The organism is Pararhodobacter sp., from assembly GCF_036802785.1.
Classification (GTDB): domain Bacteria; phylum Pseudomonadota; class Alphaproteobacteria; order Rhodobacterales; family Rhodobacteraceae; genus Pararhodobacter.
Genome location: NZ_DAIRVN010000001.1, coordinates 57,447 through 82,366, shown reverse-complemented (window position 1 = coordinate 82,366; position 24,920 = coordinate 57,447). Strand labels below are relative to the sequence as shown.

The window sequence follows — 24,920 nt, the reverse complement described above, 5'->3', positions numbered from 1 at the left end:
CAAACATGAAATCCTTGTGGAATGAAGCCGAGGTTGACGGGCTGCTGGCGGCGACCGGCGCGTGCGGGGCTGAGCGCGATCTGGCGCTGCGGGTCTATTCATCGCGCCTGATCGGGCAGGAGCCGGAGCTGGTACTGCACGGCGGCGGCAACACATCGGTCAAGACGCAGCGCGCCGATGCCGGGGGCCGGTTGCGCGATGTATTGCATGTGAAGGGTTCCGGCTGGGATCTGGGCACGATCGAAGAGCCCGGCCTGCCCGCCGTCTGGCTGGCGCCGCTGTTGCAGGTGGCGGGGGAAACGGCGATGCGGGACGAAGAGATGGTGGCGCTGCTGCGGCGCGAAATGCTGGACCCCACCGGCCCCACCCCCTCGGTCGAGGCGCTGCTGCATGCCTTCCTGCCCGGCAAATTCGTTGATCACACCCATTCCTGTGCCGCACTGGCGATCGCAAACCAGCCGGACGCCGCCGAACGCGCGCTTGATATCTTCGGGTCTGAGCTGTGCGTGATTCCCTATGTCATGCCGGGCTTTCAGCTTTCCGTCGCGGCCAACCGCCTGTTTGCCGCGCGGGGCGCTGAGGCGGCGGGCTTGTTTCTGGTGAACCACGGCCTGTTCTCGCAAGGCCCCGATGCCCGCAGCGCCTATGAGGCGATTATCCGCTACACGACGCAATGCGAAGAGCATCTGGCGCAGCACGGCGCAGCCCTTGTGCCGCCAGCGGCGCAGCAGCAAGACCCGGCGAGGGAAGGCCATGCCACCCTTGACGCGCTCCGCACGGCGCTGTCGGAATGGCCGGTCTTTTCGGGCGGGCTTGCGCTTGATCTGCGCTACAGTGCGGCGATTGATCAGTATCTTGCGCTGCCCGATCTGGCCGGGGTTTGCACGCGGGGCACCGTCACGCCGGATCACGTTATCCGCATCAAACCCCGGCCCGTGCTGGGGGACGAAAAGTTCGGCCTTGAGGACTGGCAGCGCGCGGTGCGCGGCTTCGCTGACTGGTATGAGGCCTATTTCCATCGCAACGCCGCCCGTGCGACCGAGGGCAAGACAATGCTGGACCCGCTGCCGCGCGTGGCGCTGATCAGGGGGCTGGGCCTTGTCGGTATCGGCAAGACGGCCAAAGAGGCCGGAATCGCCGCCGATCTTGCCGAGCAGGGCGCGCGGGTGGTTCTGTCTGCCGAGGCCCTGGGCCGCTTTACCCCGCTGTCAGAGGGCGATCTGTTCGACATGGAATACTGGTCGCTGGAACAGGCCAAACTGAAGCCCGCCGGCTGAGTTCGGCGCGCATCTCAGACGACGCTCAGAACCTTCTCTGCCAGCCCGCGCGAGGTGATCAGCCCGGTCAGATGACCGGAGCGGAGCGCCGCGCGCGCAGCCTGCCATTTCTCCAGCCCCGCGCAGATTGCCACAACCTCGCGGTCCTGTAGCAGGGCCCGGTCCATCCCCAGCATGCGCTGTGCGATCCCGCTGTCCACAAACTGCCCGTCGGCATCCAGCAGGTTGCCCGCCAGATCAGCCACCACCCCACCACGCGCCAGTTCAGTCTGCTCACCGTCGCTCAGCAGGTCAAAGGACTGAAAGAACGAACCCGGCCCGATATGGCCAAGCCCCAGAACGATAAGATCGGCTGATCTGAGGCGGTGAAAGGAGGTCTGGATGCTGCGCTGGCGCAGAAACAGCGCGCGGTCTTCCGGCGTGTCAACGATCAGGGGCGCGGTAAAGGCGTAGCCGGTGCCCCCGGTCTTGTCGATCAGCAGGTGAATCACCTCAAAGGGATTGGCAGCGCTGAGCGCGGCAAAATCGCCGGTCACAGAAAGGAACTCAGCCTTGCGCCGCCGGATACGCGGCAACGCGCGCACCACCTCAGACATGGTGCGGCCTGCGCCGATGCCGAAGACCAGCTTTTCGGTGCTCTCCAGCCGCCCATGCAGGAACCGGGCGCCGGCACTGGCGACGGCGGGCATCGCCCCGGCCATGGTCGCAGGCAACCCGGCATCCGGCACAACGGTGCAACTGCGCAGCCCGTAAGCGGCGATCAGTTCGGTTTCAAGCGCGACGCAGTCAGCGGGTGTTGCGTCGACAAAGAATTTGACGATACCCATCTCATGCGCGGCCTGCACCAGCCGGTGCACCCGCATCTTGCTCAGGCCACGACGCTGCGCGATCTCGGACTGGGTCAGCCCGGCGATGTAATGCATCCAGGCGATTTCGCGGATCTGGTCGTGGGTGTCGGAACCGGATTTCACTGAAGCTCTGCCCGCTGGCCGCATGATGACGGGTTTATGTCATAGCATACGGCCGAAAGCGAGGGCGAAGGCGGGCCGGTTACTGCCCGTAGCAGGTTACATAGCGGTGGTGCAGGCGGTCGATATCTTCGGGGCTGATGGTGTGCGGCTCACCAAGCTGGCGGGCCAGGAAAACAGTGCGCGCCGTATCCTCGCACATGATCGCGGCCTTCACGGCGTCACGCGGCGTGGGGCCGATGGCAAAGACACCATGGCTTCGCAGCAGAACCGCCGGAGAGCGGTGATTGCGCAGCGCCTTGACCACCTCATGCCCGATCTCGGGGCCGCCGATAGGGGCGAAACCCGCGCAGGGGATCGGGCCGCCGAATTCATCTGCCATGGCCGTCAGGATGCAGGGCAGGTCATTGCCCGAGGTTGACCAGGCGGTCGCATAGGGGCTGTGGGTGTGCACGATGCCGCCGATTTCCGGCATCTCCTGATAGATATAGGCATGCGTTGCCGTATCGGACGAGGGTTTGAGGCTGCCCTGCGTTGTCAGATTATCAATATCGACAGCGACCATGGATTGCGGCGTCAGCGCCTCATATTCCATGCCGCTGGGCTTGATGATCATCTGACGGCTGCCCGGAACGCGCCCGCTGATATTGCCCGTCGTCCATGAGACAAGGCCGTTGCGCGGCAGATAGGCATGCAGTTTGCAGACCGTCTCGCGCAGGTCCATGATGTTCATTCGCTCGCCTCCGGTGGCAGGGTGTCGCGGTCGAGAAGGGTGGTGTTCCGGCGGCCGCGCAGGCGCTTGATCAGCCGCTCGCTGCCGGTCGGCCCGGCGCGGCCCAGCAGATCATGCAGGTGGCGGTAATCTGCATAGATCTCGTCATAGACGCGCGCGGCATCGGGTGCGGGGCGATAGACCTGCTTTGAGAGCCCGCCCATATGGCGCGCAGCCGTGGGCACATCCGGCCAGACCCCCGCCGCCACGGCCCCGTGAATGGCCGAACCCACTGCCGGGCCCTGCGTGCTGCGGATCACATGGATATCCCGGTTGCAGATATCGGCGGTCAGTTGCATCAGAAGCGGGCTTCTGGCGGGCAGGCCCCCGGCGGCGACAAAGCGACGGACCGGAACGCCCGCCTGCTCAAACCCTTCAAGGATCATCCTTGTGCCAAAAGCGGTGGCCTCAAGCAGCGCGCGATAGACATCGACGGCGGTGCTGTGCAGCGTCAGGCCCAGAATGACCCCGCTCAGGTCGGCATCCACCAGCACACTGCGGTTGCCGTTCATCCAGTCCAGCACCAGCAGCCCGTGTTCACCGGGCACCTGGCGCGCGGCCTCGGCGGCCAGCCAGCTATGCAGATCAACCCCTTGCGCGCGGGCCTGCTGCGCGATCTGTTCAGGCACAAAGCCATTGACGAACCAGCCGAAGATATCGCCGACAGCGTTCTGCCCGGCCTCATAGCCCGGAAGGCCGCGCACGACCCCGCCGTCCACCACACCGCACATGCCCTCAACATCGTGCATGGCCTCGCCGATCAGGACATGGCAGGTTGAGGTGCCCATGATGGCGACAAAGGTGCCTGCCGAGGTGTCGCCCGTCGCGGGCACGGTGACATGGGCATCGACATTGGCCACGGCAACCGGCGTCCCCTCAGGCAGGCCTGTCCAGTCAGCGGCGCGCGCGCAAAGCCCGCCCGCGCATTCGCCCAGCGGCAGCAACTCGCGCGACATACGGGTATCGACCATATCGGCAAGCCCGGGGTGCAGCGCGCCCAGAAACCCGGAGGACGGAAAGTTGCCGTCCTGATAGATCGCCTTGTAGCCTGCGGTGCAGATATTGCGGGTCTCGCGCCCGGTCAGTTGCCAGACAACCCAGTCGGCCGCCTCGATCAGCCGGTCGGCCTGTGCGTAGATTTCGGGCGCTTCCTCAAGGATTTGCAGCGCCTTGGCAAAGAACCACTCTGAGCTGATCTTGCCGCCATAGCGCGCCAGCCACGGCTCGGCCCGCGCGCGGGCAAGGGCGTTGATCCGGTCTGCCTGCGGCTGGGCGGCGTGATGCTTCCACAGCTTCACCCAGGCATGCGGCTGATCGCGCAGCGTCTCAAGCTGGCACAGGGGCGTGCCGTCAGCCAGCGTGGGCAGCATGGTGCAGGCGGTGAAATCAATGCCAATGCCGCAGACCGCCGTGCCCGGCACCCCGGCTTCGCGCAGGACAGCGGGCACGGTGTTGCGCAGCACCTCGATGTAATCCTGCGGGTTTTGCAGCGCCCAGTCCGGCGGAAGCCGCTCGGAACAGCCCGGCAGGGCATGCGAGATCACGCCATCCGCATAGACATGCACGGCCATGGCCAGTTCATCGCCGTTTCTGGTATCGACCAGAACCGCGCGGCCAGACTCGGTCCCATAGTCAATGCCGATGGCATAGGGTTTGGCGGCCTGTTGCATCGTCTCTCCCGGCATCTGTAGCGCGTCAGGCTGCCTTGGCACCCGTTATATAAGCGACCACCTCTTCGGGCGTGGTCTCGCTGGTGACAAGCTGTGCGGCCAGCCGGCCCTGCCGCATGACAAGGATGCGGTCAGAGATGCGGAACACATGCTGCAGGTTGTGGCTGACCACGATCATCGGCAGCTGCTTTTCCCGAATACGCTCGATCGCGCGCAATGTGTGCTCGGATTCGTCGACACCCAGCGCGGCGGTCGGCTCGTCCAGCAGCAAAAGCTTTTTGCCCCAGTAGACGGTGCGCACAATCGCATTCGCCTGCCGCTGACCCCCGGACATCGAGCGCACAGGGCGCTTGACGCTGGGCACCTTGAGGTTGGAATCCTTCAGCGCAGCCTCGGTCCGTGCCCACATCTCACGCAGATCCAGCAGGCCCAGAAACTGGCCTATTTTGCCGCCTCGCGTCAGTTCACGGCCCAGAAACAGGTTCCCGGCGGCATCAAGCTGGTCGATCAGCGCCAGATCCTGAAAGACGGTCTCCACCCCATGCGCGCGCGCGTCGGCCGGGGAGCGGAAGGCAACGGCTTCCCCCTCCATCACCAGCGTGCCGTCGGTGGGCTGGATCGTGCCCGAGATCATCTTGACCAGCGTGGACTTGCCCGCGCCGTTGTCACCGACCAGCGCGACGGTTTCCGTGGGGCCGACCTGAAAGGACACGCCGGTAGCAGCCTTGATGGCGCCGTAAGCTTTTGAGACGTTGCGCAGTTCCAGAACTGCGGCGGAATTCGCGGGATGCATGGCTCGCTCCGATAACAGAAGGCTGGGTTGGCACAGGCCGGGCTGAAACTGCCCGGCCTGTAAACCAGGTCAGTTGGCGTATTCATCCCACATGCTGGCCGGGATGGCCGTGCGGAAGCCGTCCAACTCCAGCATCACGCGGGGAACCGTGGCAAAGACACCTTCGCAATCATAGAGCACCGGCAGATCGGCCGAGGTAATTTCGGGCACGCTTTCGGCGTCACCGGCAGCCGCGGCGATAATCGCTTCGGCGGTGACACGGCCCATCCGGTTGGCATCGCGGAACCCAGCGGCGGCGATATCACCCCGGCAGATTGCCGCCAGCTCGTCCAGCTGGCCGCCCATGCCCAGAATCTGCGTCTGCCCGCCCAGCAAGCCCAGCGAATCCATTGCATCCATGACACCCAGCGCGGTGTTGCTGTTCGCGCCGATCACCAGATCAAGGTTCGGTTGCGCCGTAGCGATGCCGGTCATCAGGTTGAACGAGCGTTCGCGGTTGAAATCGGCGAACACCTCCTGCGCGATCTCCAGCGACTTGCCGCAGGCCTCCAACTCCTGCTCAAGCGCGTCTACCGCGCCGCCGATGCGGTTTTGCGAAATCTCCGAGGCTGCGGGGCCCCAGAACAGAACCGTGCGGATCTGGTCCTTGTCGCCCTGGCAGAACTGCTGGCCCATGTATTCACCCCCGACGCGGCCCATTTCGCGGTGATCCACGGCGATCCATGTCAGCGGGCTGACATCCGGCGGCTCGGGCAGCGAGGTGGGCAGCACGTCAACGATGATTGTCGTCGTTCCGCCTTCTTCGATCTGGCGGATGCGGTCCTCGATCAGCTCGAAAGACGCGCCGCCAATGACCGCGAAATCGGGTGCGACGGTGGCGACATCGGCCAGAATACGGTCCATCCCCGCGAAATCATCCGGCGAGGGGGGCGCGGCCGTGGTCATGGAATAGTCAAACCCCGCCCCGTCCAGCCCGCCGCGCAGACCGCTGAGCACCTGACCGTAAAGATCGGTGATGTCCTGCGTGAAGGACACGAACGCGATTGTCGTTCGGTCCTGCGCAGCGGCAGAACTGACCGCGAGCGCCGTGGCCGCCGTCGCCATCAGAAGTGTTTTCAGTCCTTGTTGCATTGTCTTCTCCTCCCTTGGTCGAATGATTGCCGGAACCTGCCCGCGCGGCCCTGAAGCGGCGCGGGGTCTATGCGTCAACCCTGTTGATTGCGCTTGCGATGGAAGTGCATCTGCACGGCCACCGAAGTCACGATCAGGACGCCCAGGAAAATCTGCTGCCAGAAGAACCCGGCCCCGGCCAGAAGCAGGCCATTTTCCAGAACCCCGATCAGAACCATCCCGATCACCGTGCCGATGATGGTGCCGTAACCGCCGAACAGCAGCGTTCCTCCCAGAACCGTGCCGGCGATGATGTGCAACTCCATCCCCACGCCAAAGTTGGGATGGGCCGAATTCAGACGCCCCATGAAGACAATGGCGGCAAGCCCGGCCAGCATGCCCTGCAGGGCGAAGACCCGGATCTTGACCCAGTCCACATTGATCCCTGCCCGGCGCGCGGCCTCTTCATTCGCGCCGACAGCCACGACATGGCGGCCAAAGCGCATGTGGTTCAGCATGTACCAACCGACCAGCGCGACAACGAAGGCAATGATGACAGGGGTGGGAATGCCCATGATCTTGCCCTGCCCCAGAAAGCGCAGCTCTGCCGGAAAGCGGACGTGATAGCTGCCATACATGTATTCATTGACGATGCCGCGATAGGTGACCAGCGCACCCAGTGTCGCCAGCAGCGCGGGGATGCGCAGCTTCGTCACCATGATCCCGTTGATCGCGCCGAAGACGGCACCGAGGACCAGCGCGAACAGAATAGCCAGGATCAGCGGCCCGCCGGACAGCACATAGGTTCCCACAATCGCCATCACCAGCGCGGTCATCGAGCCGATGGAAAGGTCGATATTGCCGGTCGTCATCACATAGGTCTGACCGACGCCAAGGATCACATAGATCGCCGCAAGCCGCGTCACGTTCTCGATGTTCATCGGCGACAGGAACTGCGGCGAGACAACCGAAAGCACGAGGGTGATGAGCAGCAGCGGCATCACCAGAAAATTGACGCGCGAAAGAAGCGCCAGCGCGTTGCGGCCGGTGCCCTTGCCCATTTGGTCTGCGGTGTTCAATGTCATGAAGCGAAGCCCTCCCCTGCTTCGTTCACCGCGCGGATCTGATGGAAGATTGCCGCGCTGTGATCTTATATGCGCAGCCATTAGCCGTTAATGACATAAAATTGTCAATATGTTTTATAAGTGCTCAGGTAAAATCACGCATGAGCAATATTGCGCAGTAATCGATGCTGCGGCGCTACCGGCTTGGCGGTGCAACAATCAGGCGCACACCGGCATCCTCGATCATCCGCGCGTCACGCTCAGAGATGCCGTCATCGGTGATCAGGGTGCTCACGCGCGCCATCGGCAGCGACAGAAGTTGCGGACGCATCGCGAATTTTGAGCTGTCGGCCAGCACGATCACCTCGCTTGAACGGTCAGCGACGGTGCTGCTGACCCGGGCCAGCATAGGGTTGTTTTCCAGCAAGCCCTCGGGGCACAGCCCCAGCGTGCCCAGAAAGCATTTGTCCACAAAAAACTCTTCCTGCCAGCGCTGCGGGGAGTGCAGAATCGCTGGTTCGCGGTACAGATCGCCGCCCAGCAGGTGCAGCTGGCAGCGGTCATTACGCCAGATATGTTCGGCCACGGCGATGGAATTGGTCACGATCCGCAGGCTTTTCTCGGTCAGGCGCTGCGAAAAGATCGAACAGGTTGAGCCTGCGTGAATGAAGATCGTGTCGCCGTTGTTGCAAAGCTGGACACCGGCTTCGGCGATGTCCTGTTTCTGCACGACATTGAGAACCTCGTTCTCACGGTAGGGCTTGCCGCGCACAATCCCGCCGACCGCTGTATCAAGCGGGGCAATGCCGCCGTGAACCTTGCGCAGCAGCCCCTTCTCATCAAGCTTGACGATATCGCGCCGCACCGTGGCCGGGGATGCCTCCACCAGATCGGACAGGTCGTTCACGGTGACGAACTGGCGTTCCTGCAACGAGGCCAGGATGATTTGATGGCGGTCAACTTCGTTCATATGATCACCTGTAGCGGGAAAATGATCTTCAGTGATCACGAAGCTGACGTTTGTCAATCATCTGATGCGTGTCAGGGGCCCGGGGGGGCCTTGCGTCAATCCCCTCGGCGCCACCCCGGCTGTCGGAGTGGCGCCGGATTTTCGTCAGGCCCTCATCATTTCAGGCCCGCATCGTCTCAGGCCTGCAGCGCGTCAGGGACATCAGCCCGGAACAGAATGCCGGAACGGAACAGAATGCCTGCCAGCGCTGCGCCCATTGCCGGTGCAAGAATGAACAGCCACAACTGTGTCAGGGCCGTACCGCCGGAAAACAGCGCCGGGCCGATCGAGCGCGCAGGGTTGACGGAAACGCCGGTCACCTTGATGCCGACAAGGTGGATGACAACCAGTGTCAGCCCGATTGCAAGACCCGCCAGTTGCACCGAAGCACCTTTGCCGGTGGCGCCAAGAATCACGACCACAAACACGAAGGTCGCAACCACCTCGAACGTGAAAGCGGCAACGGCGGTATATTCGCCCAGATAGCCCGGCCCCCAGCCATTCGCACCCAGACCCCCGGTATAGGATGCCGTGCCGGACGCGATCAGCAACAGGATAGCCGCCGCAGCAATCGCGCCCGCGACCTGCGCAACCCAATACATCACCATGTCGCCTGCGGTCATCCGGCCCGAAAGCATGACGCCCAGCGACACCGCAGGGTTGATGTGACAGCCTGAAACCGGGCCGATACCATAAGCCATGCCGATCAGCGCCAGACCGAAAGCAAAGCTGATCCCGGCAAGGCCGATACCGGATAGCCCATCGGCACCCGCGATAACCGCAGCGCCGCAACCGAACAGAACCAATGTGAACGTGCCGATGAATTCGGCGACCATTTTGGATGACATACCAATACTCATTTACCATGCACCGCGGCCCATCGCCGCTTGGCGGAGCATTCGACAAAATCAAGACGAGACTCAAGAAAAATTTTCGCGGCAGGCAATACCGATTCGCCGCTGCGCCCAGAAGCGCATAAGAACAGAGGCTGAGCGATAGATCGGGGTTTTGAACGCATGAGGGATGGTCGTAAACCAAGGGCAAAGGCGTTTGCGCACCCGACGAACACCGTGATCCTGTTCAACAAGCCGTTTGGCGTGTTGCCCCAGTTCACCGATCGCGGGACGGTATCGCCGCGCCCCACCCTGTCGGATTTCATTGATATTCCAGGTGTTTACCCCGCCGGTCGCCTTGACCGGGACAGCGAAGGACTGATGGTGCTGACCGATGATGGCCGCCTTCAGGCGCGCATCGCGGACCCGCGCCACAGGCTTGCCAAGACCTATCTGGTGCAGGTCGAAGGCCTGCCCGAGGATGCGGCGCTGGAGCGGCTGCGCGCCGGGGTGCTTCTGAACGACGGGCCAACGCGCCCGGCGCAGGCCCGGCGGATTGACCCGCCGGCCCTCTGGCCGCGCGATCCGCCTGTGCGCTTCCGGATCAGCGTGCCGGACCAGTGGCTTGAGCTGACCATCCATGAGGGGCGCAACCGGCAGGTGCGCCGGATGACAGCCGCCATCGGCCATCCGACGCTGCGGCTGATACGCCAGAGCGTGGGGCCATGGGCGCTGGACGGGCTGGAGGCGGGCCGCTGGCGCCGGGCGGAGATACCCGAAGGGCTGGCGCCGCGCAGCCGGTCCTGAGCGCCACGCTATCCGGCGCGCGCGGCCATCATTTCAGAAGCAACCTCCTGCCGGAACGGCCTGAAGGGCCGGTGCATCACCCGGACGCGGGGTGCCGGGGCAAGCGGCTCTATCTCTTCCTGCACCATGATGCGGGTGAGCATGGATCTGGCGCGGCTTACCCGGCTTTTGATTGTGCCGACCGTGCAGTGGCAGGCATCGGCGGCTTCAAGCTGCGAAAACCCATAGGCCCCCATCAGCACCAGCGGCTCACGCTGGGCGTCGGGCAGTTGCGCGATGGCCGCCATCAGCTCTTTGAGCGCCAGCGCATGGTCCTGCCGGGCCTCCTCGAACAAGGCCTCGGCGCTTGCGCCATCAATATCCTCCACCTCGCGGCGGTGTTTGCGCAGGTCGGAAAAGAACGTATTGCGCAGGATGGTGAACAACCATGCACCCAGATTGGTTTCAGGACTGAAACTTTCACGACTGGCCCATGCCTTCAGCAGTGTGGCCTGCACCAGATCTTCGGCCCGATGCTCGTTGCCGGTAAGTTTCAGGGCACGCCTGCGCAGGGACAAGCTGTGCTGCGGAAGCAGAACGTGGAACGGATGTTGTTCGGTCATGGAATGCTTCCCGCTTCAGTTGAGTGCCCCTCTGCCGCCGATGCACGACCGGCAGAGTGACTTGGCAGGCAAATAACGATCGCATCGGCGGACCGCGCGCCGTTCAGGCGGCCGGGTTCAGGCGTTCCTCGGCGAGTTTTGACAGCGCCTTGTCGGCACCATATTCCTCATCCAGCGTTGTTTTCAGCAGCGCCGCCGCCCGGGGATGGCCAAGTTGCCGCGCCCAGGCCACCAATGTACCGTAGCGGGCGATTTCATAATGCTCGACCGCCTGCGCAAGCGAGATGAGGGCGGCATCCATCGTTCCGGCGTCGTCGATATCGGCCATCAGCCCTTCGGCTTCGTCGATCAGCCCGACCATCGCATCGCATTTAGCACCGCGCGCGGGCTTGCCGAGGCTTTCGAAAACCTCCTCAAGGCGCACAACATGGTCTTCGGTTTCATCGCGATGCGCGGAAAGGGCCGACCTCAGCGCCTTGTCGCTTGCTCTGCGCTCCATTTTCGGAAGCGCCTTGAGGATCTTGCGTTCGGCGTAGAGCACATCTTTCAGCGTGTGAAGAAACAGGTCTTCCAGAGTTTCGATTGTCATGGGCGTGCTCCTGCAAAACGTCGGTGGCACGCTCCGTGACGGAACGCGGCGTGATTGTCTTGCGGCCTGCTGCGCCAAATCTGTGCCGAAGCCTGCCGGCGTAATCAGAGTACCTGCGCGAAGAACGCATGCAGCCCGCGCAGGATGCCAGGGCTCAGAGGCAGGGTTCCGCCTCTGAAGGCGCCTCAGCGCAGCCCGAAAAAGCTGAGGACGGCAATGACGATAACGACCGCGCCGACGATATAGATGATCTGGTTCATGTTCGTTTTCCTTGTATTGATGGCTCATTCGCCTGACCTGCCAGGCCGGATGCGTAGGGCATACCCTTCCGGGCGTCGTTCCTGGGGTGCGCTGCAATGCAATTGCACAAGGCGCTAACCCGGCGCACAGCAACTCCTGAACGCGGCCGGACAGCCGGGTTTGTTTTCCGTCGCAACGCAACAAGCGGGAGGGAAACCACCTGGCGCATAGCAACCCAACCCTGCCATCCAGCCGTTCAGGGAACTCTTCTCTCAGTAGGGCAGACCATACGTTTTTCCGGGTGCGCCAAAAAGCACCGGAATCTACTCAGACCCGCGTTGCACATCGCCGTGGCCATGCCGGGGGCGGTCAAATGAGGTATCCGCTTGTGCAAATTCCTGCTATCGCTGCACCTGCGGCACTCAGTCCCCGTTGGAGATGGCCATGTCGGAACATGAGGCGGGTAATACGCGAGGCGCCAAAGCCCTTTCGGTCAACCAGGAGCTTCAGTCCGCCAACGAGGAACTGAAGGACTCGAAGGAAGAACTGCAAGCGCTGAACGAGGAACTGACCGCGCTCAATACCCGGTTGCAGGACACATTGGAGCGCCACCGCACCACGGCCAACGACCTGCAGAACGTCCTCTACAGCACCAATGTCGCGACGCTGTTTCTGGACCTTGATCTGAACATCCGTTTCTTCACCCCCGCCGCGCGCGCCATTTTCCGCGTGATCCCCACCGATGTCGGCCGCCCTCTGGCAGACCTTGCCGCCGTGGCGGGGGATGACGCGTTTGCCACAGATGCCCGCGCCGTGCTCGCTACGTCCGAAGCCGTCGAACGGGAAACCGAAGGGGCAGACGGAAAGTGGTTCCTGCGCCGCATCCAGCCTTACCGCACCGAAGCGGGGCAGATGGAGGGCGTGGTGATCACCTATGTGGATATCACCGGGCGCAAGCGCACCAACGCGGCCCTTCTGACGGCGATGGGCGAAGCTGAGCGCGCGACCAAGGCCAAATCGCGCTTCCTCGCCTCGGCCAGCCACGATCTGCGCCAGCCCCTGCAATCCATGGCGCTGCTGCACAAGCTGCTGGCACGGCACAAACGCTCAACCGAGGGGGCGCGGCTGGTCATGCTGCTGAATCAGACGCTGAGTTCCATGACGGCCATGCTGGATTCGATGCTGGATGTGAACAGGATTGAATCGGGCATTGTCCGGCCGGACATGCGGCCGGTCGCCATCGCCCCGCTGATGCAGCGCCTTGCCGATGAATTCGGTCCGCAATGCGGCCTCAAGGGCCTGAAACTGCGGTCCGTGCCGTGCAAGGCCTGGGTAAGGACCGATCCGCAGCTGCTGGAGCAGATGCTGCGCAACCTGCTGTCAAATGCCCTGAAATACACCCCGAAGGGCGGTATTCTGATGGGATGCCGGCGCAGGGGGCAGTTCCTGACCATTCTGGTCTGTGACAGCGGCATCGGCGTGGCCGAGGCGGAAATGGAAACGATCTTTGATGCCTATCATCAGATCGACAAGTCACCGGCGCTCTCCGGGCACGGCCTTGGGCTTGGCCTGTCGATCGTTCAGCGGCTGGGGCAGCTGATGGACCATCCGGTTTCGGTGCGCTCGACACCCGGCAAGGGGTCAGCCTTCATGATCAGGCTGCCGGTTGTCGACGCTGCCCCCGAAGCCCCGCCCGCAGCACCCGAAGCGGCTGCCGTGCGCCAGACCGGAACGATCCTTCTGGTCGAAGACGACGAACCGCTGCGCGATCTGCTGGCCGAGGTTCTGGTCAAAGAGGGGCATACGGTCATTGCCCACGCCGATGCCGAGGATGCGCTGGCATGGGCCAGCAGTGACGTTGCGCAGCCCGACCTGCTGCTGACCGATTTCGACCTTCACGGAAGTGCCAGTGGCCTGTCACTGGCGCAGGATCTGCCGGATGTTCTGGGCGAGACGGTGCCGACCATCATCCTGACCGGCGACATCACCTCGGCGACGCTGAAAAGCATCGCGCGGTCTTCGTTCAGACAGGTGATCAAGCCGGTGATGCCAGAGGTGCTTCTGGCCCAGATATCAGACCTCATGCTTACGGCGCGCACCGCAAAAGCCAGAACCGCCCGCCGCTCTGACCCTTCAGGGATAAGCGTGCATATCATTGATGATGACCTGATGATCCGCGAAGCCATGCGCCGCCTGTTCGAGGCCGAAGGCTGGATGGCCGTCACCTATGGTTCGGCCGAAGCGTTTCTGGCAGCGCCGCGCCCCACAGGCGCCGCCTGCCTTCTGGTCGATAACCTTCTGCCCGGCATGGACGGCGTCGCCTTGATTGCCCTGTTGCGAAGCCAGTTGTCACCCTTGCCCGCCGTCATGCTGACCGGCCATGGTGATGCCGCCATGGCTGTTGCCGCGTTGAAGGCCGGGGCGTCGGACCTGATCGAAAAACCGGCCAGCGCGGCCGATCTGCTGGCAAGTGTGCGCCACGCCATCGACACCGGGGCAGACGGAAACACACAGGCCCAGTCGCGCAAGGCGGCGCAAAGACGGTTCGAAGACCTGACCACGCGTGAGCGCGAGGTTCTGGTGCGGGTGCTGGAGGGTGCCCCCAACAAGATCATCGCCGCCGATCTGGGGATCAACCAGCGCACGGTTGAAAACCACCGCGCCTCAGTCATGCGCAAGACGGGGGCTTCGTCGCTTCCGGCGCTGGTCAGGCTTGCCCTTGCCGCCGACGCGCAGAACGTCTGACACCGGGCTTTGCGGCGTGTGCGGCTGCGGTGCCCTGAAGGCAACGGCCTGAGCCCACAGATTTCCGGAAACCAAAGCGGTGATGGCGCGTTTGACTTAGCTGCACTGCAGCATGACCCGTCTGTGCGCCCGGTCAGCACGGTTGACCCTTCAAAGGAAATCTCCTTATGACACGTAGCTTTGCGGCGGCAATGCGCCGTGCGAACCGGATGATGCGCTCTGCCGGCATGACGCAGGCGACCCGGTCTTTTCAGCAAACAATGGCCGGTCTCATGGTGGACAGCGCCCTCGCCCCGCTTGCCGCGCTTCAGCCAAAGAAGGCCAAGCCCCGCAAGGCCACCCCGCTCAAAGCCAAGCCCGCCCGGACGAAAGCACCGAAGGCAGGCCGCACGCTTGGGACAGTGCTCAAGCAGTTGCGGGCAGCGCAGCCGCAGCGGTCGGGGTCAGGCGGCGGGACAACCGGGCGCACGGTCACACCCCGCACCCCCGACGGCGCGCAATATCTCAGCCGCAGGCACCACACCACCGCAGGAACGCGCAGCTACCGCCTCTATTTGCCCGCCAGCCAGCCCAAGCGGCCCAAAGGCCTGATCCTGATGCTGCACGGCTGCAACCAGACCCCGGATGACTTTGCCGTCGGCACCCATATGAATGTGCTGGCCGAGAAACATGGCCTTGCCATCGCCTATCCGGCGCAGACCAGCGGGAACAATGCGGCTGCGTGCTGGAACTGGTTCCGGCCCGGCGATCAGAAACGCGGCGCCGGAGAGCCTGCACTTCTTGCCTCCCTGACACGGAAGCTGACGAGGGAGCTTGGCCTTGAGCGTGATGCGGTCTTTGTGGCCGGTCTGTCTGCCGGAGGGGCAATGGCCGCCATTCTGGCAGATGTCTATCCGGATGTGTTTTCGGCGGCTGGGGTTCATTCGGGGCTGGCGCGCGGCGCGGCGCGCGATGTGCTCTCGGCAATGTCGGCGATGCGCAGCGGCGGGGCCTCCGGAGGTGCGGCAACGGGCATCGCCGCGCCGTCAAAACCCCTGCGCCGGATCGTGTTTCATGGGGATTCCGACAGCACGGTGCATCCGTCCAACGCAGCGATGATCGTGGCAGGTGTGCTGGGCGGCGAAGCGGCACCGACAAAGGTGACCAGCCGGTCGGTGCGCGGGCGCAGCTACACCCGCAGCGATTTTGCTGGCCGGGATGGCACGGTTTTGCTGGAATTGTGGATGGTGGAGGCGGGTGGCCACGCCTGGTCCGGCGGGCGTGCGGCAGGTTCCTATACCGATGGCAAAGGCCCCGATGCCTCGGTCCAGATGATCCGGTTCTTTCTGGCCGGTTCCCCCGCGCAATGACGCCAGACATCCGTTCAGCCCTTCCCATTCTGCTGCTCCGCCGCGACAAGCGCGCCGCGCGCGGTCAGCCGGGGCTGAATGCGGCGGATAATGGCTGATCGGATATTCACGCGGGAACGAATCCGGACCGGCGGTGGTTGCTTCAGCACGTGCCGCGCGACAGCCCCCGCACTGCCGTCTCCAGAAAGGATCATCACATGGAATGGGATCAGATTGCCGATAACTGGGCCGCAATGACCCAACGCCTTCGCCATGGCGGAAAGGATGGCCCCCGCAGCAGCGAGCAGGCCAAGGCCACGGGCCGCCCGAAGGGCGAAAGCGACCGGATCGTGCCGCCGAAGATGATGCACGGAAATGCCGGAAACGACCGTAGCTTGCCGTCCAGCCTGTGACGACCGGACCGCGCGGTCAGCAAACCCGGCCCGGTGCAGGGCAGCGGGCGTGGTTACCGCGCGGCTGGCGCACACCCCCGGCTGACCCCTGGCACGATGAAGCGGTGATCCGCGCCGACCTGTTCGGCACCGAGCGCCTTGAACACCACGCGATTTCGCTGGCCAAAGCCCAGCCCGTCACCCACCGTGCCCTGCGGGTAGCGCCGCTGAGCGAGCGGGTGCGTGATAACTCCGCGGTTCTGCTGAGCGCCTACCGCGCCTCTACCCGCGCGTTGCAGGCGGGCCGGACCGTTGCACCGGCGACCGACTGGTTGCTGGACAATTATCATATGGTCGAGCGCCAGTTGCTGCAGATCGCGCGCGACCTGCCGCCAGGATATTACCGGCAGTTGCCCAAGCTGGCCACCGGCCCCTTTGCGGGCTACCCGCGTGTGCTGGGCATTGCATGGGCCTATGTTGCCCATACCGACAGCCTGCTGAACGGCCCCGTGCTTGCCCGCTTCGTGCGCGCCTATCAGACGGTTGACCCCCTGACGATCGGCGAGCTGTGGGCGGTGGCGATCACCCTGCGCATCGTGCTGATCGAGAATATGCGCCGTCTGGCCGAGCAGATCATGGCGGCACAGGACAGCCGGCAGGCCGCCGATGATCTGGTCGACCGGGTGCTGAGCCATCGGGGGAAAAACGGCGCCTCCGTGTCAGCCGACGCGGCAATCCGTGCGCTGGCCGATGCGACGCAGGCGCTGGACGGTGCGCCGATTCCCGAAATTCAGGCCGCACGGATTGCGCAGCGGCTGCGCGGGTTCGACACGGCAGAGACCCCTTTGCATGCATGGCTGGAGGAGCGCCTGCGTCAGCAAGGTGTCAGCATGGACGAGATGGTGCAGCGCGCCCAGAACCGGCAGGGCGCCTCGAACGTCACCATGCGTAACATCGTCACCAGCATGCGCCTGATCTCGGAAATGGACTGGCCTGATTTCTTTGAGAGCGTCAGCCCGGTTGATGCGCGGCTGCGGGCGGAGCCTGAAACCGGACCAGAAACCGCACCCGGTTTCGCCGCGATGGATTTCGCCTCCCGCAACCTGTATCGCACCGAGATTGAAACGCTCGCCCGTGGCTCCGGCATGAACGAGGTTGCGGTGACCGAGGCCGCGCTGGCATTCGCCGCAACGGGCGAAACCCCTGCTGCGCGCGATCCGGGTCATGGGTTGATCGGGCCGGGGCGGCGCGCGCTGGAGGCCCGTATCGGCTACCGGCCCCCGCTGAGCCAGCGGCTGCGGCGGCGCCTCGCACGGCTGGGCTTGCCGGGGTATCTGGCGGCCACGGTGCTGGCCTGTCTCGCCGTTCTGGGGCTGGCGCTGCTTCTTTCCGGGGTGCTGGCAGGCGCGCCATGGTGGCTTGTTCCGGCGCTTTGCCTTGCGGGCCTTGCCCCGGCGTTCGAGGCGGGCAGCGCGCTGGTAAACCTGATCGTCACCCGCATGGTGCCGCCACGGCGCCTGCCGGGGCTGGAGCTGGCCGAAGGCATTCCGCCGCAGATGCGTTGCCTTGTGGCGGTGCCGGTGCTGCTGGATACCGTCACCGATCTGAATGCCTGTATTGAGCGGCTGGAGGTGCATCACCTGTCCAGCACCGAGGGTGCGCTGCATTACGCCCTGCTGGCCGACGGCCCCGATGCTGCCACCGAAACCCGCCCGCAGGATGCCGAGCTGGTCGCCCGGGCCGGGCACGCCATCGCCCGGCTGAATGCGGCCTATCCGTCACCGGACGGCGACCGCTTCCTGTTTCTGTATCGCCGCCGCCAGTGGAACCCCGCGATGGGCGTCTGGATGGGGTGGGAGCGCAAGCGCGGCAAACTGAGCGAGCTGAACCGCCTGCTGCGCGGCGCGCAGGACACCAGCTTCATGGCCCCCTGCACCGTGCCGCAGGATGTGCGCTTCGTGATCACGCTGGATGCCGATACGCGCCTTCTGCGCGATACCGTCCGGCGGCTGGTGGGCAAAATCGCGCATCCGCTGAACCGGCCGCATTTCGACGCCGCGCAGGGGCGGGTGACGCAGGGCTATGGCATTTTGCAGCCGCGCGTGACCCCTGCCCTGCCGGTCGGCAACGAGGGTTCGCTGTATCAGCAGATCAACGCCAGCCACGGCGGGATTGATGCCTATGCCTCGGCGATCTCGGATGTGTATCAGGACCTGTTCGCCGAGGGCTCGTTCACCGGCAAGGGCATCTATGATGTCGATGCCTTCAGCGCAGCGCTGGCGGGCCGGGTGCCCGACAATACCATGCTCAGCCATGATCTGTTCGAGGGCAATTTCGCACGCGCGGCGCTGGTCTCGGATATCGAGGTGGTCGAGGATTTCCCGGCCCGTCATGACATCGCCGCCCGCAGGCAGCATCGCTGGGTGCGCGGCGACTGGCAGTTGCTGCCCTGGCTGACCCGGCAGGGGCCGGGGCAGGCGGGTGGGCATCAGGGGGCGATGCCGGCGCTCGGGCGCTGGAAGATCATCGACAATCTGCGCCGCTCGCTCACCGCACCGCTGACGCTGCTGGCGCTTGCGCTCGGATGGCTGCTGCCCTTCCCCGGTGCCGCCGCCTGGACTGCGCTTGTGTTGGCCATGCTGGCGCTGCCCTACCTGCTTCCGCTGCCCTTCGCCCTTCTGCCGGGCCGCGCCGGGATTACCGCCCATAGCCATCTGGCCGCCCTTGCCGGTGATGCGCGGATCGCGGCGGCGCGGATCGCGCTCGATATCACCTTTCTGCCCGATACCGCGCTGCGGATGGCGGATGCCATTCTGCGCACCGGCTGGCGGCTGCTGCGGTCGCGCCGCAAGCTGCTGGAATGGATGACGGCGGCCCGGATGACGCAGCGCCAGCGCCCCGGCATCATGGCGCAATATCTTGAGATGGCGCCCGGCGTGGCGCTTGGTCTTGCCGTCGCGGGCGGGGCCGCTGTGCTGAACCCGGGCATCTGGCCGCTGACAATGCCTTTTGCGCTTCTCTGGCTCCTCAGCCCGGTTGTTGCCGCCAGCATCAGCCGCTCCGTACCGCCGCGCCGCGCTGCCCGCCTGAGTGATGCGGACCGGCGGGAACTGCGGCTGATCGCGCGCAGCACATGGCGGTATTTCGAGACCTTCGTGACCAGCGATGACAACGACCTCCCCCCGGACAATTTTCAGGAAACCCCCCAGCCCGTTGTGGCGCGGCGCACCTCCCCCACCAATATCGGCCTTTACCTTCTGGCCACCACGGCGGCGCAGGATATGGGCTGGATCGGGCGGGCTGAGGCCACCGCCCGGCTGGAACGGACGCTGGCCACGATGCAACGCATGCCCCAGTTCCGGGGCCATCTTTACAACTGGCACGCCACCGATGACCTGCGGGTGCTGGAGCCTGCCTATGTCTCGACAGTGGACAGCGGCAATCTGGCCGGGCATCTGATTGCCGTGGCGCAGGCCTGCGCGCAGTGGCAATGCGCCCCGGCCGCTGAAGAGGACTGGCGCGCAGGCCTCTCGGATACGCTGCTGCTGGCCAGCCGTGCCCTGAGTGCCGGAACGGCAGACCCCGCGCTTGCCCGCCTGCTGCGGGAGCTTGAGGCTGAGGCCGGACAGAAAGCCCCGCTGGACCGGCTGCTGCAACTGGCCAAGACCGCAGCAGCCTGCGCCGAAGGGGCAACAGACCCTGAAACTGCCTTCTGGTTCAACGCTGTGCAGGCCTGCCTTGCGGGCCATGCCGCTGACAGCGATCTGAACCTTGCCCCGCGCCTTGCCGCCGTTGAGCGGCTGGCGCGTGACTTTGCCAACGGGATGGAGTTCGGCTTCCTGCTGGACGCGGACAAGAAGCTTCTGTCCATCGGCTTTTCGGTGAGCACCAACCGGCTTGACCCCAGCTGCTATGACCTGCTCGCCTCAGAAGCGCGGCTGGCAAGCCTCTTTGCCATCGCCAAGGGCGATATCCCCACCCGCCACTGGTTCCGCCTTGGCCGGGCGGCCACGCCGATGGGCGCCGGGTCCGCCCTGATTTCATGGTCCGGCAGCATGTTTGAATACCTTATGCCGTCGCTGGTGATGCGCGCGCCGCAAGGCTCGGTGCTGGCCGAGACCAACCGCCGGATCGTGGGGCGCCAGCAGACCCATGGCGCGGCGATCGGCATTCCATGGGGCATATCGGAATCCGCCTATAACGCCCGTGATCTGGAGATGACCTATCAGTATTCCAACTTTGGGGTGCCCGGCCTTGGCCTGAAACGCGGGCTGAGCGAGAACCGGGTGATCGCGCCCTACGCAACCGGGCTGGCCACGATGGTGGCCCCGCTTGAGGCACTGCGCAACTTCGCGCGCCTGCGCGCGCTGGGGGCCGAGGGGCGGTTCGGCTTTTATGAGGCGGTCGATTTCACCACCGCCCGCGTACCAGCGGGCGCAGATTTCGCCATCGTGCGCAGCTTCATGGCGCATCATCAGGGCATGACCGTCACCGCCATCGCCAATGCGGTTCAGGCGGGCCGCCTGCGCACCCGTTTCCATACCGAGCCGATGATCATGGCCGTCGATCTGCTGCTGCAGGAACGCGTGCCCCGCGACGCCAGCGATGCACCGCCACGCGCCGAAGAGGTGCCGGTTGCCGCGTCTGAGCCTGACCGGGCGCCCGTGGTGCGCCAGTTCCTGTCCCCCGCCAGCGGCGCGACAACCGCGCATCTGCTTTCAAACGGCGCCTATGGTGTGATGCTGACACCCACGGGCGCGGGCTTCAGCCGCTGGCGTGGCCTTGCCGTGACCCGCTGGCGCGATGATCCGACAAGCGCGCAGCATGGCGCGTTCATCACGGCGCGCGACCGGGTGTCCGGTGCGGTCTGGTCCACGGCATTGCAGCCGACCCGGAACGATCCCGCCAGCCATGAGGCCGTGTTCAGCGAGCATCAGGCGGCTTTTACCCACCGGGCACCGACCCTGACCACCCTGACCGAAGTGGTTGTTTCCGCCGAGGATGACGCCGAGGCGCGGCGCGTGACGCTGACCAACACCGGCCGCCAGCCTCGGGAGATTGACCTGACCTCTTATGCGGAGCTGGTTCTGGCGCCACTGGCGGCGGATATCGCGCATCCGGCCTTTTCCAAGCTGTTCGTGGTCACGGATTACCTGCCCGAACTGGGGGTGATCATCGCCACACGCCGCCGCCGTTCGCCCGGCGACCCCGAGGTCTGGGCCGCGCATATCGCCGTGGTCGAAGGGGCCGAGGCCGCGCTGGTCCAGTTTGAGACCGACAGGGCCCGGTTCATCGGGCAGGGTGGCAGCATCCGGCAGGCCGCGATGACGGGTGCGCCGCTGTCGCAGACAACCGGCACGGTGCTGGACCCGGTCTTTGCCCTCCGCCGCTCGGTGGTGGTGCCTGCTGGCGGCATGGCGCGGGTGACCTTCTGGACCATGGTTGCGGATGATCCTGACAGGCTGCTTGATCTGGTGGACCGTCACCGCGACCCCTCTGCCTTTGGCCGGGCCGTCACCCTGTCCTGGACGCAGGCGCAGGTCCAGTTGCACCACCTTGGCATCACCCGCGCCGATGCCGCCGATTTCCAGCGGCTGGGCGGGATGATGGCGCGCGCCGATACCCGCCTGCGCGCGCCTGCTGCGACCATCAGCGCCGGTGCCGGGCCGCAATCGGCGCTCTGGCCCTACGGGATTTCGGGTGACCTGCCGATCCTGCTGTTCCGTATCGAGGATGCCGAGGATGCGCCCCGCCTGCTGGAGGTGCTGGCCGCGCATGAATACCTGCGCATGCGCCAGTTCGCCTTTGATGTGGTGATCCTGAATGAGCGCGCGGCCTCGTATGTTCAGGATCTGCAATCGCTGATCGAGGCGGCGGTGCGCTCAACCGGATCACGCCCGCAACCGGATGTGCCCAAAGGCGCGCCGGGCGGCAAAGTGCATGTCCTGCGCAGCGATCTGATCCAGCCTGAGGCGCGGGCGATGCTGATGGCTGCGGCAAGTGTTGTCCTGCTGGCGAGCCGGGGCAGCATCGGTCAGCAGATTGACGCGCTGGGAGACATCCCTGCGCCCGCGCCCCGGCCGGTGGCGCCGTCACGGCCCGTACCCCCCGCCACAGCCGGGCACTTCGATACCTCTGAGCTGGAATTCTTCAACGGCACCGGCGGGTTTGCGGCGAACGGGCGCGAATATGTCATCGTGCTGAAGGAGGGCGCGACCACGCCCGCCCCATGGATCAACGTCATCGCCAATCCCGCGTTCGGCTTTCAGGTCTCGGCCCTTGGCAGTGGCCATGTCTGGGCTGAGAACAGCCGCGAGAACCAGCTTACGCCCTGGTCGAACGACCCGGTCACCGACCCGGCGGGTGAGGCGATCTGGCTGCATGACCTGGACACCGGCGCGCTCTGGACAGCGACGGCGCTGCCGGTGCGCGATAACGGGCTGTATGTTGCACGCCATGGTTTCGGCTACAGCCGGTTTGAGCACAGCGCCCACGGAATTGACGCAGCGCTGACCCAGTTTGTGCCGATGGAGGACCCGCTGCGCATTTCGCGACTGGTGCTGCACAATACCTCGGGCACGGTGCGGCGGCTGTCGGTGACGGCCTATGCCGAATGGGTGCTGGGGCCGTCACGCGGGGCCACGCTGCGCCATATCATCACCCGCCGTGATGAAGAGACCGGCGCCATTCTGGCCCGCAACCCGTTTTCAACCGCGTTTCCGGGCCGTGTTGCCTTTGCCGATCTGGGCAGCGCCACCACCAGCCACAGCGCCGACCGGGACGAGGTTCTGGGGCCCGGCGGCGACATGGCCGCCCCGGCAGGCATTGGCGCGGCGCCGCTTTCGGGGCGCACCGGCCCCGCGCTTGACCCCTGCGCGGCGCTGCAACGGCGCCTGACGCTCGCACCCGGTGAAACGGTTGAGGTGCTGTTCCTGCTGGGTCAGGCCGAATCGGAGGATGCCGCCCGCGCCCTCATCCAGCGGCACCGCAGCGCTGACCCTGAGGCGACGCTTGCCACGGTGCAGAAGCACTGGGAGGCCCTGCTGGGCAGCGTTCAGGTACAGACGCCGGACCGGGCTATGGACATCATGCTGAACGGCTGGCTTCTGTATCAGACCGTCGCCTGCCGCATCTGGGCGCGCGCTGGTTTCTATCAGGCGAGCGGCGCCTATGGCTTCCGCGATCAGTTGCAGGACGGGATGGCGCTGACCGCGCTGCGGCCCGCAATGACGCGCGGGCATCTGCTGCGCGCAGCCTCCCGGCAGTTCCCTGAGGGCGATGTGCAGCACTGGTGGCTGCCGCATTCCGGTCAGGGCGTGCGCACCCGTATTTCCGATGACAGGGTCTGGCTGGGCTATGCTGTCGCGCAGTATGTCACGATAACCGGCGATACGGATGTGCTGGACGAACAGGTGCCCTTTCTGGAAGGCCCTTCCCTGCTGCCCGGCGCCCATGACGACTTCTTTCTGCCGGGCATCTCAGATGACACGGCAAGCCTTTTCGAGCATTGCGCCCGTGGCCTTGATCAGGCGATCGCGCTGACCGGGGCCAATGGCATGCCCCTGATCGGCACCGGCGACTGGAACGACGGGATGAACCGCGTGGGCGAAGGGGGACAAGGCACCTCGGTCTGGCTGGGCTGGCTTTTGCTTGCCACAATCGATGCCATGGCCCCGCTTGCCGATACCCGCGATCCTGACCGCGCCACGCACTGGCGAAACCACGCCGAGGCGCTGAAACAGGCCATCGAGCGCGACGGGTGGGATGGCAACTGGTACCGGCGCGGCACCTATGATGATGGCACCCTGCTGGGGACCGCCAGCGCGCCGGAATGCCGGATCGACAGTATCGCGCAGTCATGGGCTGTCCTGTCCGGTGCCGCCGATCCGGAGCGTGCGGTCACGGCCATGGCCGCGATGACTGATCATCTTGTAAGGCCCGACACCGGGCTTGCGCTGCTGTTCACCCCGCCCTTCGACGCCGCCCCGCAAGACCCCGGCTATATCAAGGGCTACCCGCCGGGCCTGCGTGAGAACGGCGGGCAATACAGCCATGCAGCGATGTGGTCGGTTCTGGCCCATGCGCGTCTGGGCAACGGGGATGCGGCGGGCGCGCTGTTTGCGCTGCTGAACCCGGTCAACCACGCGCTGACCCCGGCGGATGCCGCGTGCTACAAGGTCGAACCCTATGTGGTGGCCGCCGATGTCTATTCCACCGCGCCGCATATCGGGCGCGGTGGCTGGACATGGTATACCGGATCGGCGGCATGGATGTACCGCGCCGGTATCGAGGGGCTTCTGGGGCTGACCCGCGAAGGGCCTGATATCCTTCTGAACCCCTGCTTTCCAAAGGCATGGCCCGAGGTCAAGGCGGTTATCCGCACCGGGGATACACCCCTGTCGATCACGATCAGCAACCCCGGCGAGAGCGGGCATGGCATCACCTCGGCCTCGCTTGACGGTGTCGCGCTCACCCCGGTGAACGGAAAGCTGCGGTTTCGCCCTACCGGAGCCTCACAACAGCTTTCGGTTCAGCTTGGCGGGTGAGTGTCTGACCGGCAGGGTATGCCCGGCGCACCTGCCTGCCATTGGCTTTCGATCTCCGGCATGGCTTCAAAGAACAGCTTTCTTGGGGGTGCCATAACACTTCGCTCTGATATCAAGTGGCGGTCCATTCCTTTTCACCATGTCGCCGCCTACACTGATATGCTTTCATTCCGGC

16 protein-coding genes are annotated in these 24,920 nt (G+C 64.9%); 6 read left to right on the top strand and 10 right to left on the bottom strand.

The genetic code is table 11. The features are described 5' to 3' along the window. The first annotated feature begins 5 nt into the window (after positions 1-5). Positions 6-1,277 (top strand): class II aldolase/adducin family protein, encoded by a 1,272-nt coding sequence (locus V7Q53_RS00325; RefSeq protein ID WP_333826361.1) that lies wholly within the window; start codon positions 6-8, stop codon positions 1,275-1,277. A 14-nt stretch (positions 1,278-1,291) separates the two neighbouring features. On the opposite strand, the gene V7Q53_RS00320 is transcribed toward V7Q53_RS00325, so the two are convergent. From V7Q53_RS00320 to V7Q53_RS00285, 8 genes are all read right to left on the bottom strand, one after another. Then, on the bottom strand, positions 1,292-2,248 hold the full coding sequence (locus V7Q53_RS00320) for a sugar-binding transcriptional regulator (protein ID WP_333826360.1): 957 nt from the start codon (positions 2,246-2,248) through the stop codon (positions 1,292-1,294). Between the two features lie 79 nt (positions 2,249-2,327). Beyond that, positions 2,328-2,978, bottom strand: coding sequence for an L-ribulose-5-phosphate 4-epimerase (locus tag V7Q53_RS00315; RefSeq protein ID WP_333826359.1), 651 nt, complete (start codon positions 2,976-2,978; stop codon positions 2,328-2,330). Next, positions 2,975-4,687 carry a ribulokinase gene (gene araB, locus V7Q53_RS00310; protein WP_333826358.1) on the bottom strand — a complete coding sequence of 571 codons (1,713 nt, stop codon included), beginning with the start codon at positions 4,685-4,687 and terminating at the stop codon, positions 2,975-2,977. Before araB ends, V7Q53_RS00315 begins: the two co-directional genes overlap by 4 nt. Positions 4,688-4,712: 25 nt before the next feature. Beyond that, positions 4,713-5,480 carry an ATP-binding cassette domain-containing protein gene (locus tag V7Q53_RS00305; protein WP_333826357.1) on the bottom strand — a complete coding sequence of 256 codons (768 nt, stop codon included), beginning with the start codon at positions 5,478-5,480 and terminating at the stop codon, positions 4,713-4,715. Positions 5,481-5,549: 69 nt separating this feature from the next. After that, entirely contained in the window at positions 5,550-6,611 is a 1,062-nt protein-coding gene (locus V7Q53_RS00300) for a sugar ABC transporter substrate-binding protein (protein ID WP_333826356.1), read from the bottom strand. Between the two features lie 74 nt (positions 6,612-6,685). After that, entirely contained in the window at positions 6,686-7,675 is a 990-nt protein-coding gene (locus V7Q53_RS00295) for an ABC transporter permease (RefSeq protein ID WP_333826355.1), read from the bottom strand. A gap of 175 nt (positions 7,676-7,850) precedes the next feature. Continuing rightward, positions 7,851-8,624, bottom strand: coding sequence for a DeoR/GlpR family DNA-binding transcription regulator (locus tag V7Q53_RS00290; protein WP_333826354.1), 774 nt, complete (start codon positions 8,622-8,624; stop codon positions 7,851-7,853). Positions 8,625-8,800: 176 nt separating this feature from the next. Then, positions 8,801-9,511, bottom strand: a complete 711-nt coding sequence (locus tag V7Q53_RS00285) for an aquaporin (RefSeq protein ID WP_333826353.1) — start codon at positions 9,509-9,511, stop codon at positions 8,801-8,803. A gap of 222 nt (positions 9,512-9,733) precedes the next feature. On the opposite strand from V7Q53_RS00285, the gene V7Q53_RS00280 reads away from it, so the two are divergent. After that, positions 9,734-10,303, top strand: a complete 570-nt coding sequence (locus tag V7Q53_RS00280; protein ID WP_442954400.1) for a pseudouridine synthase — start codon at positions 9,734-9,736, stop codon at positions 10,301-10,303. A gap of 8 nt (positions 10,304-10,311) precedes the next feature. Here V7Q53_RS00280 and V7Q53_RS00275 read toward each other — a convergent pair whose 3' ends face one another. Together V7Q53_RS00275 and V7Q53_RS00270 are read right to left on the bottom strand one after the other, a co-directional pair. Next, complete coding sequence (locus V7Q53_RS00275; RefSeq protein WP_333826351.1) at positions 10,312-10,905, bottom strand: sigma-70 family RNA polymerase sigma factor; 594 nt, start codon at positions 10,903-10,905, stop codon at positions 10,312-10,314. A 103-nt stretch (positions 10,906-11,008) separates the two neighbouring features. Next, the gene (locus V7Q53_RS00270; RefSeq protein WP_333826350.1) at positions 11,009-11,494 is read right to left on the bottom strand and encodes a YciE/YciF ferroxidase family protein; all 486 of its coding nucleotides are present in this window, start codon (positions 11,492-11,494) and stop codon (positions 11,009-11,011) included. A gap of 684 nt (positions 11,495-12,178) precedes the next feature. On the opposite strand from V7Q53_RS00270, the gene V7Q53_RS00265 reads away from it, so the two are divergent. From V7Q53_RS00265 to V7Q53_RS00250, 4 genes are all read left to right on the top strand, one after another. After that, positions 12,179-14,479, top strand: a complete 2,301-nt coding sequence (locus V7Q53_RS00265; RefSeq protein WP_333826349.1) for a response regulator — start codon at positions 12,179-12,181, stop codon at positions 14,477-14,479. A gap of 167 nt (positions 14,480-14,646) precedes the next feature. After that, complete coding sequence (locus V7Q53_RS00260) at positions 14,647-15,828, top strand: extracellular catalytic domain type 1 short-chain-length polyhydroxyalkanoate depolymerase (protein ID WP_333826348.1); 1,182 nt, start codon at positions 14,647-14,649, stop codon at positions 15,826-15,828. Between the two features lie 197 nt (positions 15,829-16,025). Next, a complete protein-coding gene (locus V7Q53_RS00255; protein WP_333826347.1) occupies positions 16,026-16,220 on the top strand; it encodes a hypothetical protein in 195 nt (64 codons plus the stop codon). Positions 16,221-16,324: 104 nt separating this feature from the next. Beyond that, positions 16,325-24,745 carry a GH36-type glycosyl hydrolase domain-containing protein gene (locus V7Q53_RS00250; RefSeq protein ID WP_333826346.1) on the top strand — a complete coding sequence of 2,807 codons (8,421 nt, stop codon included), beginning with the start codon at positions 16,325-16,327 and terminating at the stop codon, positions 24,743-24,745. Positions 24,746-24,920: the final 175 nt, after the last annotated feature.

What these genes read in the sequence shown, in the direction of transcription:
- V7Q53_RS00265 (WP_333826349.1), top strand. Translation starts at nt 12,179, where the DNA reads ATGTCGGAACATGAGGCGGGTAATACGCGAGGCGCCAAAGCCCTTTCG.
- V7Q53_RS00305 (WP_333826357.1), bottom strand. Translation starts at nt 5,480, where the DNA reads ATGCATCCCGCGAATTCCGCCGCAGTTCTGGAACTGCGCAACGTCTCA.
- V7Q53_RS00325 (WP_333826361.1), top strand. Translation starts at nt 6, where the DNA reads ATGAAATCCTTGTGGAATGAAGCCGAGGTTGACGGGCTGCTGGCGGCG.
- V7Q53_RS00270 (WP_333826350.1), bottom strand. Translation starts at nt 11,494, where the DNA reads ATGACAATCGAAACTCTGGAAGACCTGTTTCTTCACACGCTGAAAGAT.
- V7Q53_RS00300 (WP_333826356.1), bottom strand. Translation starts at nt 6,611, where the DNA reads ATGCAACAAGGACTGAAAACACTTCTGATGGCGACGGCGGCCACGGCG.
- V7Q53_RS00255 (WP_333826347.1), top strand. Translation starts at nt 16,026, where the DNA reads ATGGAATGGGATCAGATTGCCGATAACTGGGCCGCAATGACCCAACGC.
- V7Q53_RS00295 (WP_333826355.1), bottom strand. Translation starts at nt 7,675, where the DNA reads ATGACATTGAACACCGCAGACCAAATGGGCAAGGGCACCGGCCGCAAC.
- V7Q53_RS00315 (WP_333826359.1), bottom strand. Translation starts at nt 2,978, where the DNA reads ATGAACATCATGGACCTGCGCGAGACGGTCTGCAAACTGCATGCCTAT.
- araB (WP_333826358.1), bottom strand. Translation starts at nt 4,687, where the DNA reads ATGCAACAGGCCGCCAAACCCTATGCCATCGGCATTGACTATGGGACC.
- V7Q53_RS00285 (WP_333826353.1), bottom strand. Translation starts at nt 9,511, where the DNA reads ATGTCATCCAAAATGGTCGCCGAATTCATCGGCACGTTCACATTGGTT.
- V7Q53_RS00290 (WP_333826354.1), bottom strand. Translation starts at nt 8,624, where the DNA reads ATGAACGAAGTTGACCGCCATCAAATCATCCTGGCCTCGTTGCAGGAA.
- V7Q53_RS00275 (WP_333826351.1), bottom strand. Translation starts at nt 10,905, where the DNA reads ATGACCGAACAACATCCGTTCCACGTTCTGCTTCCGCAGCACAGCTTG.
- V7Q53_RS00260 (WP_333826348.1), top strand. Translation starts at nt 14,647, where the DNA reads ATGACACGTAGCTTTGCGGCGGCAATGCGCCGTGCGAACCGGATGATG.